The 13813-nt window shown below is 27.2% G+C and carries 13 protein-coding genes; 11 read left to right on the forward strand and 2 right to left on the reverse strand.

The window, feature by feature from the left end; translation table 11 throughout:
• Window positions 1–154: 154 nt before the first annotated feature.
• Together AZI32_RS15830 and AZI32_RS15835 are read right to left on the reverse strand one after the other, a co-directional pair.
• On the reverse strand, window positions 155–751 hold the full coding sequence (locus AZI32_RS15830; RefSeq protein WP_061996762.1) for a zinc dependent phospholipase C family protein: 597 nt from the start codon (window positions 749–751) through the stop codon (window positions 155–157).
• A 196-nt stretch (window positions 752–947) separates the two neighbouring features.
• The gene (locus tag AZI32_RS15835) at window positions 948–2297 is read right to left on the reverse strand and encodes an aminotransferase class V-fold PLP-dependent enzyme (protein ID WP_061996764.1); all 1350 of its coding nucleotides are present in this window, start codon (window positions 2295–2297) and stop codon (window positions 948–950) included.
• 318 nt (window positions 2298–2615) lie between these two features.
• Between AZI32_RS15835 and AZI32_RS15840 the strand changes: the two genes are divergently transcribed.
• The 11 genes from AZI32_RS15840 to AZI32_RS15885 all read left to right on the forward strand — a co-directional run bounded on the left by AZI32_RS15840 (window position 2616) and on the right by AZI32_RS15885 (window position 13563).
• Complete coding sequence (locus tag AZI32_RS15840) at window positions 2616–3059, forward strand: Rrf2 family transcriptional regulator (protein ID WP_061996766.1); 444 nt, start codon at window positions 2616–2618, stop codon at window positions 3057–3059.
• On the forward strand, window positions 3052–4242 hold the full coding sequence (nifS, locus tag AZI32_RS15845; RefSeq protein ID WP_061996768.1) for a cysteine desulfurase NifS: 1191 nt from the start codon (window positions 3052–3054) through the stop codon (window positions 4240–4242). The genes AZI32_RS15840 and nifS overlap by 8 nt, the downstream gene beginning before the upstream one ends.
• Window positions 4242–4676: a Fe-S cluster assembly scaffold protein NifU gene (gene nifU / locus AZI32_RS15850; protein WP_061996770.1), complete on the forward strand. Its 435-nt coding sequence runs from the start codon at window positions 4242–4244 to the stop codon at window positions 4674–4676. The genes nifS and nifU (AZI32_RS15850) overlap by 1 nt, the downstream gene beginning before the upstream one ends.
• Window positions 4677–4687: 11 nt before the next feature.
• On the forward strand, window positions 4688–5764 hold the full coding sequence (mnmA, locus tag AZI32_RS15855) for a tRNA 2-thiouridine(34) synthase MnmA (protein WP_061996772.1): 1077 nt from the start codon (window positions 4688–4690) through the stop codon (window positions 5762–5764).
• Between the two features lie 139 nt (window positions 5765–5903).
• On the forward strand, window positions 5904–6038 hold the full coding sequence (locus AZI32_RS19070; RefSeq protein ID WP_275934992.1) for a hypothetical protein: 135 nt from the start codon (window positions 5904–5906) through the stop codon (window positions 6036–6038).
• 232 nt (window positions 6039–6270) lie between these two features.
• Complete coding sequence (nifU, locus tag AZI32_RS15860) at window positions 6271–6681, forward strand: Fe-S cluster assembly scaffold protein NifU (RefSeq protein WP_061996774.1); 411 nt, start codon at window positions 6271–6273, stop codon at window positions 6679–6681.
• Window positions 6682–6812: 131 nt separating this feature from the next.
• Entirely contained in the window at window positions 6813–8807 is a 1995-nt protein-coding gene (locus AZI32_RS15865; protein ID WP_061996776.1) for a transporter substrate-binding domain-containing protein, read from the forward strand.
• Window positions 8808–8811: 4 nt separating this feature from the next.
• Complete coding sequence (locus tag AZI32_RS15870; RefSeq protein ID WP_242865311.1) at window positions 8812–10146, forward strand: sigma-54 dependent transcriptional regulator; 1335 nt, start codon at window positions 8812–8814, stop codon at window positions 10144–10146.
• 369 nt (window positions 10147–10515) lie between these two features.
• Window positions 10516–11859 carry a sodium-dependent transporter gene (locus tag AZI32_RS15875; RefSeq protein ID WP_061996778.1) on the forward strand — a complete coding sequence of 448 codons (1344 nt, stop codon included), beginning with the start codon at window positions 10516–10518 and terminating at the stop codon, window positions 11857–11859.
• A 150-nt stretch (window positions 11860–12009) separates the two neighbouring features.
• The gene (locus AZI32_RS15880; RefSeq protein WP_061996780.1) at window positions 12010–12510 is read left to right on the forward strand and encodes a PRC-barrel domain-containing protein; all 501 of its coding nucleotides are present in this window, start codon (window positions 12010–12012) and stop codon (window positions 12508–12510) included.
• Window positions 12511–12534: 24 nt separating this feature from the next.
• Window positions 12535–13563, forward strand: a complete 1029-nt coding sequence (locus tag AZI32_RS15885) for an AI-2E family transporter (protein ID WP_242865312.1) — start codon at window positions 12535–12537, stop codon at window positions 13561–13563.
• The last annotated feature ends 250 nt before the right edge of the window (window positions 13564–13813 follow it).

A 13813-nucleotide genomic window follows, 5' to 3' on the forward strand; every position in this document is an offset into this window, starting at 1 on the left:
CGCATTTGTTTATATTGCTGCTATTTTTGTTTTATCTAAATAAGTTTTAGATATTTTGTTTTCAGACACGTCCTAATAGATAAATAGATAAATAGATAAATAGGTTAATAAGCTATGAAAATTTAATGAGTATTAAACTTTCATAGCTTATTTTCTATGCATTTTTAAATAACATCTTCTTTTGTCTATAACGGGCTAAATACACTCTAAATAGACTTTCAGTAGTTAAAAGACATGCTCTTAAGGCGTATGTTACATCTTTTTCATGGTTGCTTAATGTAGTATCATTTAAATACTCATCATGAATGGAAAATATTTCAGCTAAAATATCTTTTGGACAATTAAATAGTTCATAGGGTTCTAGTACTAAATTATTTAAAATGCTATTTATATTTTTGTTTATAAAAAATACTTGGTTTTGCTCATATATATGATGGTCAGGACGACTTCCGTCATAGTGCTCATTATGAGGATAACAAAAATAATCACATATAAAGTGGCAGATACTACCTAGTTCTATCATAAAGTTACTATAAGTTATTCCATTGTCTATATTAGAATATAGACTATTAACTAAAGTGTTAAGATGAGTTACACAATGATGGTTCACATGATATTTCATGTCCCTTTTTTTTACATCAGGTCGTATATTACCATATAAAAATGAAACAGGTTTAATAATAATATCAAGGCGATCTTCTAATATAGGTTGTATTTTATGACCAATTGTCAAATGTGCAATAATATTCATATAAATTACCTCTTTGATTTCTTAAGTATAATTGTGTATTCTAAATGTTAAGTTAAAACACCAATAATATTTATTTTATCCACTACAATTAAAATTATATATTATTGACGCAAAAAAGCACTATTAAAAAATGGTAATTTAATTTTTGTAACAGACTGTTTCAAATTAGTTAATTTAAAACAGTCCTTTTTTATAATTATTTAATTAAAATAGAGCTATCTATATTGGAATACTTAGATATATAATAAGTTCTATTTAAAGCAATTTTTTCAAGTGCATATAATAAAACATTTATTTCTTCTATAGTATTATATATTCCAAAACTTACACGAAGTGTTCCAGGATAGGTTTCTTTAGGTAAGGGAATAAAACTTCTGCTTTGTTCAGGAGAAATTTGCAAAAGTCTTTGCATATAAGGTTGAGCGCAGAAACAGCCACTTCTTATTGCAATTCCAAATTCTAAAGAAAGAGCTTTAGCAACTATATTATGATGAATTCCTTCTATATTAAAAGGGATTATACTAACTTTATGGTTAAAATTTAAATAATCTCCATAAATTATTAAATTAGGTATAGAAATCATATTTACAGTAGCATATTTTGTTAAATGCTTTTCGTAACTTTCAATGTTTTTCATTCCTAATTTAGAAAATTCATCTAGTGCAGAAACCATAGCTAATGCACCTATCACATTTGGTGTTCCTGCTTCATGCCTATCTGGAGAATTAGCCCATTTAACATAATCATGCATAACAAAATCTATAGTTCCGCCACCAACGTGATCTGGATTACAGTTTTCAAATATATCTTTAGGGCCTAAAAGTGCACCACAGCCAAATGGAGCATAGAATTTATGACCTGAAAATGCAATGAAATCTATATGATTTAAATCATCAAATGGTTTTAAATCTATAGGTGCGTGTGGAGCTAATTGTGCACAATCAACTAAAATTTTTGCATCATAGCTATGAGCAAGTTGTGCTATTTTATAAATTGGTGTTTTATGCCCAGTTATATTTGAAGCTCCAGTTACTGTAACAAGTTTAACCCTACCTTCATATAAATTTAATTTTTTTTCTAAATCATCTATTAATAAATTTCCATTACTATCTATATCAATATAGTCTATGGTATACCATTTACGCCAAGGTAAATCGTTAGAATGATGTTCCATTACAGATGATAGTATAACATCTTTTTCAGGTTTATAATCCATTAAAATATATGCCAATTTATTTATAGATTCTGTGCAATTTTTTACAAAAATTACATCCATATATTCTTCGTCATAGTTAAAAAAATTTCCTATAGCTCGTCGATTTTCTTCATACAATATAGTGGAAAGCTGAGATTTATAACCATTTCCACGATGTATTGATGAATATTGAGGACAAAAGGTAATTATATCATTTATTACCCTTTTTAGAGGTGGTGTAGTTGCTGCATTATCAAAGTTTATATATTTTACTAATTTACCATTTAATAGAGGTATATTTGAGTTAACACCAACTACTAAATCTCTGTAAGGGCTATAGTTATTACTCATAAAACACCTCCAAAATTAGGTAGCTTAAAAGAGACTACCTATATAAATATAATATTAAATTTTTTTGTAAATGGTACATATAAATGATATAAACATTGGGAAAACATTAATAAAAGTCTAATTAACCTATTGAAAAAATTCAAGTTTCTATGTTTATAAAAAAAAACTATGTATTAATTAATTATTAAAAACACTAACAAATTAACTATAAATATTTAAAATTTTTATAGAAAATATAATAAAATTATTGTTGACAGTATTACTCTGATTTGGTATTATCAAAGTGTAGTAAAACACTCAACATTAAGGAGTGATAAAATGAAATTATCAACAAAAGGACGATACGGAGTTAAGGCTATGGTTGACTTAGCCATTAATTACGGAAAAGATCCTGTTTCTATAAAAGTTATTTCTCAAAGACAAAATATTTCAGAATATTATTTAGAACAGCTCTTTTCTACACTAAGAAAATCAGGACTTATAAAAAGTATAAGGGGTGCAGCTGGAGGATATGTTTTAGCTAAATCTCCACAAAAAATAACAATTTATGATATATTAGAAGTTTTAGAAGGTCCAATAGAAATATCAACCTGCTTAGACAGTGATTGTTGTGACAATATTGATTGTTGTGCAACAAGAATAGTGTGGAAAAAAATAAAAGAGAGTATAGATAGTGTTACAACATCTATAACTCTTCAAGACATAGTAGATGATTATAAAAATATTTTAACTATTAAAGGAGTGACAGTTCAAAATGAATAAAAAAGTTGTTTATATGGATTATGCAGCTACTACTTACACTAAACCAGAAGTTTTAGAAGAGATGATTCCTTATTTTAATCAATACTTTGGAAATCCATCTTCAATATACTCTATATCAAGAGAAACAAAAAAAGCAATAGATATAGCAAGAGATAGAGTTGCTAAAGCACTTAATGCAGATAGAAGTGAAATATACTTTACAGGTGGCGGATCAGAAGCGGATAACTGGGCTTTAAAGGGAATAGCTTTTGCGCATAAAGAAAAAGGAAACCACATAATAACTACTAAAATAGAACATCATGCAATACTACACACTTGTGAGTATTTAGAGAAATATCATGGATTTGAAATTACATATTTAGATGTAAATGAAGAAGGTATAATAAGACTTGAAGATTTAAAAAATGCAATAACTGATAAAACTATATTAGTAAGCATTATGTTTGGAAATAATGAGATAGGTGCTATTCAACCAATAAAAGAAATAGGCGCTATATGTAAGGAAAAGAAAGTATTCTTTCACACAGATGCAGTGCAAGCAGTAGGAAATGTAGCTATTGATGTTAAGGATATGAATATAGATATGTTATCATTAGCAGGACATAAGATATATGGACCTAAAGGCGTAGGTGCACTGTATATAAAAAAAGGAATAAAAATTCATAATCTAGTACATGGTGGCGGACAAGAAAAAGCTAGACGTGCAGGAACAGAAAATGTAGCAGGAATAGTAGGACTTGGAAAAGCAATAGAACTTGCTAGTGATAATCTAGATACACATAATAGAAGATTAGTTGAGTTAAGAGATAAATTAATAAACGGTTTACTTGAAATACCTTATACAAAACTAAATGGACCAACTGGAGAAAAAAGGTTACCAGGAAATGTTAATGTTTGCTTTAAATTTATAGAAGGAGAATCTATACTTTTAATGCTTGACGCTATGGGAATATGCGCATCAAGTGGTAGTGCTTGTACATCAGGATCATTAGATCCATCGCATGTATTATTAGCTATAGGACTTCCACATGAAATAGCACACGGTTCATTAAGATTAAGCATAGGTGATGGAACAACAGAAGAAGATGTAGTTTACGTTTTAGAAAAAGTTCCAGCAATAGTACAAAGATTAAGAGATATGTCACCACTATATGATGAGTTTGTAAAAGGAGATGAAAAATAATGATATACAGTGAAAAAGTAATGGATCATTTTACTAATCCAAGAAATGTAGGAGAAATAGAAAATGCTAGTGGCGTAGGAGAAGTTGGAAACGCTAAATGTGGAGATATAATGAGAGTTTATCTTAAGATAGAAGATAATATAGTTGTTGATGCAAAATTCAAAACTTTTGGTTGTGGATCTGCAATAGCTTCATCAAGCATGGCTACAGAACTTATAAAAGGAAAATCAGTAGACGATGCATGGGAGCTTTCTAATAAAGCTGTAGCGGAAGCATTAGATGGACTTCCACCTATAAAAATGCACTGTTCAGTACTTGCAGAAGAAGCAATTCACAAAGCAATAAATGATTATAGAATTAAACAAGGTTTAGAACCATGGGATTTTAAAGAGACAGATCATGACGCATTACATGATGTAGTTCATGGAGAATAGGTGAATATATAATGAAAAAAAAAGTTGTCATAGGAATGAGTGGAGGCGTAGATAGCTCAGTTGCGGCATATTTATTAAAAGAGCAGGGGTATGACGTTATAGGAATAATGATGAAATTATCACCAGATGACCCAGACTATGCAGAAAATGAGGGTGGATGTTGTTCACTTTCAGCAGTGTTAGATGCTAGAAGGGTTGCAGACAAACTAGATATTCCTTTTTATGTTATGAACTTTAAGCAACCATTTAAGAACTATGTAATAGACAATTTCGTAGATGAGTATTTTAATGGTAGAACTCCAAATCCGTGTATAATGTGCAATAAACATATAAAATTTGAAGAACTTTTAAGAAAAGCTATATCTATAGGTGCAGATTATGTTGCTACAGGTCATTATGCATCTATAGAGGAAAAGGGTGGAAGATATCTTTTGAGAAAGTCTGAAGATGATAGGAAAGACCAAACTTATGCATTATATAATCTAACGCAAGAACAATTAAAACATACTTTAATGCCTTGTGGACAATATGCTAAGACAGAGATAAGAGAAATTGCAGAGAAAATTGGGCTTGAAGTGTTTAGAAAAAAAGATTCTCAAGAAATATGTTTTATACCAGACAATAACCATGGAAATTATATAGAAAAGAAAAGTGGTAGAAAAGTAAAACCAGGAAAATTTGTAGATAAAAATGGTAAGATTTTAGGTAACCACAAAGGAATAGTTTACTATACTATAGGTCAAAGAAAAGGACTAGGTATAGCACTTGGAAAACCAGTTTTTGTAATTGATATTATTCCAGAAAAAAATCAGGTAGTATTAGGTGATGAGCAGGATATATTTAAAAATACATTGATAGCTAAAGATGTTAATTTAATACCGTTTGATAAAGTTGAGGGCGAAATTGAAGTTACAGCTAAGGTAAGATATTCAGCAAAACCAGCTAAAGCTAAATTAAGCCAAGTTGGAGATAATAGAGTGAAATTGGTATTTGAAGAAAACCAAAGAGCAATAACAAAAGGTCAATCAGTAGTATTTTATGATGAAAATTATGTTGTTGGTGGCGGTGTAATAGAAACAGTACTATAATTATAAAAGCCTTCATGAAAATGGAGGTTTTTTATTAGGTTATATTATAATGAAAAGTAAAATCTAAAGGGTTGTTAAAAAAATCAAATGAAATACAAATTAAGTTTAGAATAAGGAAAGTTAAATATAGTTGTTATAAATGATAATGGCCATATTTTTATATGAAAAAAGGATTGTAATTAATAAAAAATCTAACAAAACAATTAAAATAGATGAAGATAAGGTGCAAATACAGCTTGAAAATGTAACAGGAAGTTTGCATTTAGATAGTTAAAAATAGGTTTCAAAAAATATACACATTAATTTAAATGTTAAATTTAAAGCAAAGTGTATTTTCTAAAAATTTTACCAATTAAATTGTTTTTAATGTTATAATAAATTAAATAATATTATTTAATTTATTATAACATTTATTATTTTCCCTTAACATGAGAAATTCTCACTTGAGAAAAGTATTAGTTAAAATATCATTACGAACATATAGCATACTTACAGGAGATGATTTGATGGATTATAGTGATAAAGTTTTAGAACATTTTTACTCCCCAAGGAATGTAGGAACAATGCCAGATGCTGATGGAATTGGTGAAGCTGGTGATGCTAACTGTGGAGATATAATGAAGATTTATATAAAAGTAGAAAATAACATAATAAAAAAAGTTAAGTTTATGACTTTCGGATGTGGTTCAGCTATTGCATCATCTAGCATAGCAACTGAACTAATAAAGGGTAAGACTTTAGAAGATGCTTGGAGTCTTACAAATAAATCAGTTATAGAAGCGTTAGATGGTTTGCCATCAGAAAAAATTCATTGTTCTGTGCTTGCAGAACAAACTATACACAAAGCTATTAATGATTATAGGAAACGCAATAATCTATCTGAATGGGCAGATAGGTGGGAAGAAGATAAAAAATAAAATTCATGGGGCATCCATGAATTTTATTTTTATATATAGCAGGATGAAAATAATCTGCGCAAAAAAGTTAGAATATTCAGTTTGTTGTAGAATATACAAAAAATTTAAATTTATGCAAGGTTGTGGATTGAATGAAGAAAAGAATAATGTTAGTAAGAGGGGTTATATTTTCAATAATTACAGCTATTTTACTTTTTAATGTGTATATATTTTATATTTATAATGTTGATTTAATTACTTATATTAAAAAATCGCAAAATATATCAGTAGAAGAGCATAAATGGTTAAATAATCATGGAAAAATAATTTATGCGTCAGATCAGAATGCCCCACCACTTGCATTTAAAAGTTATAATGGCCAATACAAAGGAATATTAGTTGATTTTATGAATGCATTATCTATAGAAATAGGTCAAGAAATTGATTTTAAAATTGATGATAGGTGGAAAAAATCTTTAGATAACATACTAACTAAACAAATAGATTGTTATGGAATTATACCATCTGATGATAGAAGTGATTATTTTCTCTTTTCAGATCCCATATATATTATAAGAGGAAACATAGTAAAACCTAAAAAATATAAAAATATAAAAGATTATAAAAGTTTAAAACCATATAAAATAGCAGTTCCAAAAGGAGATTATTCTCTAGAATTTTTAAAAGAAAATTTAGAAGATGGAAAATTTATTTTAACAGAGGATGTTAGTGAGGCTTTAGATTTAGTACAAGAAGGAAAAGCTGATGTAGCTATAGGTGATGAGCCAGTTATAAAGTATTATATGGAAAGCAAAGGTTTAAATAGGGATTATGAAACTTTAGAAGAAAGTGTCTATGAAAAGCCTATTGTTATAGCAGTACCAAGAGGAGAGAAAAAATTAATTAATATACTAAATAAGGGAATATTTTCATTAAGAAAAAAAGAAACTTTTAGTAGTATAAAAGAGAAATGGTATAAAGATGATTTAAGCCTTATTGGAGAAAGTAAAAATACTAAATTAACAGGGATAATTTTATTAGCAGTTTTTATTTTATTGATATTAACTTACATTATATATATATGGACCAATCTATTAAAAGCAAAGGTGAAATTAAGTACTAAAGAATTGATGGAAAGTAAAAATACTTTAAATAACACTTTAGATAGTATAACGGATATGGTAATCGTTGTAACAAAAGATTATTCAATAACTCATGCTAATAATGCATTTTATGACTTTTTAAAAAAAGATGGGTATTTTAGAAAGTTTAAAGTGAGTATATTTAGTGAAGTTATAGAGGAAACCTTTAGTGAAAACTTTGAACTTAGAAAGGAATATATAATAAATGAAAGAACTTTAAGAGTAAATACATTTCCATTTAAAGATAATAGCGAAACTTTAGAGAAGATTGTTATTGTTATAAAAGATATAACAAAAGAAAAAATTATAGAAAAAGATATGATTCAAACTAATAAAATGGCAGCAATAGGAGAGTTAGCTGCAGGAATTGCTCATGAAATAAGAAATCCATTGGGCATAATAAGGAATTATTGCTATTTATTAAAAGATAAAACTAATACTTATAATGAAAATAAAGAGTATGTATTATCGATTGAAAATAATATAGGTAGAGCAACAAAAATAATTGGAAATTTATTAAATTTTGCACGAATATCTAATGAAGAATTAAAACTGACTAATGTAAAAGAATTTATTGATAATATTTTGTTATTAGAAAATAAATCTTTAGAAAAGGAAAAAATAGAGGTTATAGTAGAATGTGATAAAAATTTAAATTTTAAATTATATAAAGAATCATTAAATCATATATTTTTAAATTTAATTTCAAATAGTATAGATGCTATAAGAAGTGTGGAAAGAAAGGGTAAGATAATTATAAAGGCTATGGCCAAAAATAATATATTATATTTTAAAATTTATGATAATGGTTGTGGTATTAAAGAGGACAAACTAACTAAAATATTTAACCCTTTTTATACAAGTAAGCCAATAGGTAAAGGCACAGGCTTGGGATTATATATAACTTACAACGAAGTTGAGAAATGTGGAGGAAATATAAGAGTAGAGAGCATATTTGGAAATGAAACTTCTTTTTACTTGAATTTTTCTTTATTGGAGGAATAAGAAAATGAGTTATAAGATGGATATTTTATTGGTTGATGATGAAAAGGAATATACAACTATATTAAAAAAAATAATAGAAAAGAAAGGATATAATGTAGAAACTGCTTCTAGTGGAAAAGAAGCTATTGAAAAAATAAAAAAGTTTAGATTTAACTTAGTATTATCAGATTTAATAATGGATGGCATTGATGGCATAGAGCTATTAACTAGAATAAAAGAAATAAGTAGCAATATAGAAGTTATATTAGTCACAGGATATGGTAGCATACAAAATGCAGTAGAAGCTATGCAAAAGGGAGCATTTTCATATTTTATCAAAGGAGATTCTCCAGAGGTTCTTATAGATGAAATAAAAAAAGTAGAGGAAATGGTAGAGTTAAGATGTGCTTTTGATAAAAGTAGTGAATTTGTTTTGAAGACTAATAATAAGGAGTTTAGTCAGGCAATAGATATAGCTAAGAAAGCGGCAGAAAGTAATATAAATATATTAATTTTAGGGGAATCAGGAGTAGGAAAAGATGTTTTTGCGAATTATATACATCAATATAGTGATAGAAAAGAAGAAAATTTTGTAGCAGTAAATTGTTGTGCATTTTCTGATACTCTTTTAGAGTCAGAATTATTTGGTCATGAAAGAGGAGCTTTTACAGGAGCTATAGAAAAAAGAGTAGGAAGATTTGAACTTGCCAATAATGGAACTTTATTTTTAGATGAAATAGGAGATACATCTTTAGATGTTCAGGTAAAACTTTTAAGAGTTTTAGAAAATAAGACTATTCAAAGAATTGGCAGTAATAAAGAAATAGAAGTTGATTTTAGATTAATTTGTGCAACAAATAAAAATTTATATGATGAAATAAAAAAAGGAACATTTAGAGAGGACTTTTTTTATAGAATAAGTAGCATAATAATAGAAATACCACCTTTAAGAAATAGAGTTGAAGATAAAGAAATGCTAATAAATTTTTTCTTGAATCAGTGTGAAATAGAATTTAATAAAAAAATAGAATATATAGATGAAGATGCTAAAAAGTTTTTAATGACTTATGAATATCCAGGCAATTTAAGAGAAATGAAGAATATTATAAGGAGATTAGTAGTTTTGGCGGAAAATGGAATGATTACTTCTAAATATTTACCTAATCAAAACATATCAAATATATATGAAGATGACATAGAGGAAATAAGACCATTGAGAGAAATACGAAGGGAATTTGAAAGTGAATATATAGATAAGGTTTTAGTACAATGTAATGAAAATATTTCAGAGGCTGCACGAAGATTAGAAATAAGTAGAAGGCAACTAAGTAATAAAATAAATGATTTTAAAATTAGGTAATAAATTTTCAAGTGGGAAAAAAATTTCATAGTGATTAGGAAATTTTTTTCCATAATATAAATTAGAGCATTGTTTTATAAATGCTCTATTTTTTATGGCTTTACTGTATCTAGTATTAATTAATGATAGATTTAGTAAATAGGCAAAAGAAAGAGTGTCAAGAGAATAAACATTATTTTTTATAAAGTTTTAAACCAATATAGGTATTTAAAGCAAAATATGCTCTTATATATAAAAAAAATAAATATATGTATATTTGGCATGGTAATTGCTTTAATTAATAGTAGATAGAAAATATTAAAATTATTTTATTATATACATCTTAAATCTTTATAGTCAGATTATTTTAGTAAAGAGGTGGGGTTATTTATGGATAAGAAGAGAGAAAACTGGGGAAGTAGGTTTGGATTTATAATGGCCACGGCAGGCTTTGCCATAGGTCTAGGAGCGGTATGGAGATTTCCATATATGGTTGGAGTCAACGGAGGGGGAGCATTTTTATTAGTCTATATTTTAATATCAGCAATAATAGGCATTCCATTATTTATAGCAGAAATGGGACTTGGTAGAAAAACACAACTTAATCCAATAAGTGGAATGAGGAAATTAGAGAAAAAAGGAAGTATATGGGTAGCAATAGGATGGCTTGGTGTGGCAGCGGCAACAATAATAATGTCATATTATACAATGCTTATAGGATGGATGCTTGCTTATTTTATAAAAATGCTAACAGGGCAATTTTCAGGAACTACAGCTGAAGAAATAATGACTATATATACGTCATTTACATCAAATCCTGTAGAAGTTATGATATATACAGTAATTATGATTATAATACTTGGAATTATAGTTAATAAAGGATTGAAAAATGGTATTGAAAGTTGTTGTAAGTATTTAATGCCAGCACTATTTGTTCTTTTAATTGGACTTGCAATAAAATCTTTAACATTGCCAGGTGCTATAGAAGGTGTTAAATGGTATCTTACACCAGACTTCTCTAAAATTGATGGTGGAGTAATACTTGCAGCACTAAGTCAGGCATTTTTCGCTATAGGAATAGGATTTGCAGGTTCATTTGTATATGGAAGCTATTTAGATAAAAATAATAGTAACTTGCCAAGTGATGCAACTATAATAATAATTGTAAACACATTAATAGCAATAGTTGCAGGACTTGTAATATTTCCAGCTATATTTTCATTTGGCTTATCTCCAACAGAAGGACCAGGTTTAACATTTATAACTATGCCAAATTTATTTTCAAAAATGGCAGGAGGAAGGTTTTTCGGAACAGCATTTTTCTTCTTGGTTATAATTGCAGGGATAACATCAGGTATAGGTTTTTTAGAAGCTATAACTTGTACAGCTTCAGAGGTTTTTAAGGTAGATAGAAAAAAAGCAGTTTGGATTATCTTAGGAGTCATATTTATTCTTTCTATACCATGTATATTATCACAAGGTCCATGGTCAGGAATTAAAGTATTAGGCAAAAATTTCTTTGATTTAGCAGATTATGTTTCAGGTAGTATATTAATGCCATTAGGTGCATTATTAATGGCATTATATATTGCGTTAAAGTGGAAGTTTAAAGGATATATGAATGATTGTAATGCAGGTGCAGGAAAGTTTAGAGTACAAAGTTGGTGGAAACCTATAGTTGTAGTTCTAATTCCTATAACAGTAATTATTATAATGATAACTGGATTGATTTAAAATATATTAGAAATATATTAGAATATTAAAAAGGGCTATTGTAAAACTCACTGAATAATTTCAGTTGGTGGAGCAATAGCTCTTTTTATATTTATTAAAAGAATATATTTAAAAAAAATATGGAAACAATATAGAGGAGGTGGTGAGATTTTGTATAAAAGTAGTGACTTTATTTACATGGATGTAGTTAATATAGAAGGAGAAACCTTAGGGTATATCAACGATATTCTTATAAATTTTCATAAAAAACAGATTTTAGGTTTTTCTGTAACGCCTTATAAATTATTAAGAAAAAATTTTAATGTATTAAAAGAAGATATAATTTATCATAATAAAAATATGGTTGTAAAAAGCATTAACAAAGGTAAATATTTAAAATTTGGTGATATAAAAAAAATATATGTTATAAATAAAAATTCAGAGGTTATAGGAATAGTTAAGGATATAATTTTTGAAGAAAAAGAGTTTAAATTAAAAGGCATAGTAGTTGCAAAAAATATTTCCAGTTTACTTAAAGAAAGAAATATATTTATTGCAAAGGAAATGATTTTAGGGGAAAAAAATATGTTTTACATAGGAGAAAATAAAAAATTTCAGTTAGTATGTGTTCCTAGTACTAAAAAAAATATAAAGAAATTTAGCAGTATATAAAATTAAAGTAAGAGGTTGATAAATTTGAAAAAAATAAATAAAAATAAAATCATTAATATAAGCTTTATGATTTTTATACTACTTGGTATATACTTTATATTAAAAAAGTTTCCTGTGTTTTTAGATTTAACAATGGTAGTATTACTTTCTTTTATAATTTCATATAGTTTAAGACCATATTATAAATTTTTAATAAGAAAAGGAATGAATTCTAGATTAAGTGCATTAGTAGTAATTTTAAGTATAATGTTAGGAATAATAATTATTTTTACAATATTAATTCCTTCTATATTTAAAGAAAGTGAAAATTTAAATGGATTACTAATAGCTATAGAAGAGTATATAATTAAGTTTAAAAATTTAGAAATACCTATGGGAAACAATGAGTATATAGCAAGCTTTATGACTGTAGTATATGAAAAAATTCAAATGCTTTTTAATGAATTGGCAGGTAGTGCAATAGAAAAAATAATACAGTTAGGAGAAAATATATTACTATTTTTAATAGTGCCAACAGTAATCTACTTTTTCTTATGTGATGATAGTCTAATTTTAAATGGATTATTAAAATTTATACCTAATAGTGAAAGACCAGCTTTAAGAAAAACACTATTACATATCGACAAAGTATTGGAAAGATATATAATAACACAATTTGAACTATGCGGAATAATAGGGGTGTTGACATTTTTTTCATTAGCTTTTTTAAAAGTAAAATTTCCTGTATTATTATCATTAATTAATGCAATTTTTAATATTATACCATATTTTGGCCCTGTTATAGGGGCAGTACCAATAATCATATTATCTAGTATGACATCTATAAAAACTGCAGTATATGTTTCCGTTGTATTAGCTATAATACAACAAGTAGAAGGTGATATAATAGGTCCTAAAATTATAGGTGATAGTGTTAATGCGCACCCGTTAACTATACTTATATTGCTTTTGATAGGTGGAAACGTCGGAGGAATAGTTGGTATGATAATAATTATTCCTATTTGGGTGACAATTAAGGTAATATATGAGGATATTGAAGCATATTTATTTTGATGTTATATTTTGTGAATTTAAATGAAGTATTGTAATTTAAAATTTATAAATTTGGGATATAGTACAGAATATAAAAGGTTATAATAGTGGATAATACATCAGTAAGTATTAAAAATAAGTTTTTTATTTTATAAAATAGTGTCAACCGTTTTTGATTATGTCCTAAAAAAAATTAATTATTAGCACCAGCTTTTCTGGTGCTTAAATTTTCCCCAATAATAGCGCATACACTTATTTTTGGGTATGCTTA

It is taken from the genome of Clostridium sp. ATCC 25772, assembly GCF_001573875.1.
Taxonomy (GTDB): Bacteria; Bacillota; Clostridia; order Clostridiales; family Clostridiaceae; genus Clostridium_J; species Clostridium_J senegalense.

Excerpts from the sequence above, each read along its gene's own strand:
- AZI32_RS15830 (WP_061996762.1), bottom strand. The coding sequence starts at position 751 with ATGAATATTATTGCACATTTGACAATTGGTCATAAAATACAACCTATA.
- AZI32_RS15835 (WP_061996764.1), bottom strand. The coding sequence starts at position 2,297 with ATGAGTAATAACTATAGCCCTTACAGAGATTTAGTAGTTGGTGTTAAC.
- AZI32_RS15840 (WP_061996766.1), top strand. The coding sequence starts at position 2,616 with ATGAAATTATCAACAAAAGGACGATACGGAGTTAAGGCTATGGTTGAC.
- nifS (WP_061996768.1), top strand. The coding sequence starts at position 3,052 with ATGAATAAAAAAGTTGTTTATATGGATTATGCAGCTACTACTTACACT.
- nifU (WP_061996770.1), top strand. The coding sequence starts at position 4,242 with ATGATATACAGTGAAAAAGTAATGGATCATTTTACTAATCCAAGAAAT.
- mnmA (WP_061996772.1), top strand. The coding sequence starts at position 4,688 with ATGAAAAAAAAAGTTGTCATAGGAATGAGTGGAGGCGTAGATAGCTCA.
- AZI32_RS19070 (WP_275934992.1), top strand. The coding sequence starts at position 5,904 with ATGATAATGGCCATATTTTTATATGAAAAAAGGATTGTAATTAATAAA.
- nifU (WP_061996774.1), top strand. The coding sequence starts at position 6,271 with ATGGATTATAGTGATAAAGTTTTAGAACATTTTTACTCCCCAAGGAAT.
- AZI32_RS15865 (WP_061996776.1), top strand. The coding sequence starts at position 6,813 with ATGAAGAAAAGAATAATGTTAGTAAGAGGGGTTATATTTTCAATAATT.
- AZI32_RS15870 (WP_242865311.1), top strand. The coding sequence starts at position 8,812 with ATGAGTTATAAGATGGATATTTTATTGGTTGATGATGAAAAGGAATAT.
- AZI32_RS15875 (WP_061996778.1), top strand. The coding sequence starts at position 10,516 with ATGGATAAGAAGAGAGAAAACTGGGGAAGTAGGTTTGGATTTATAATG.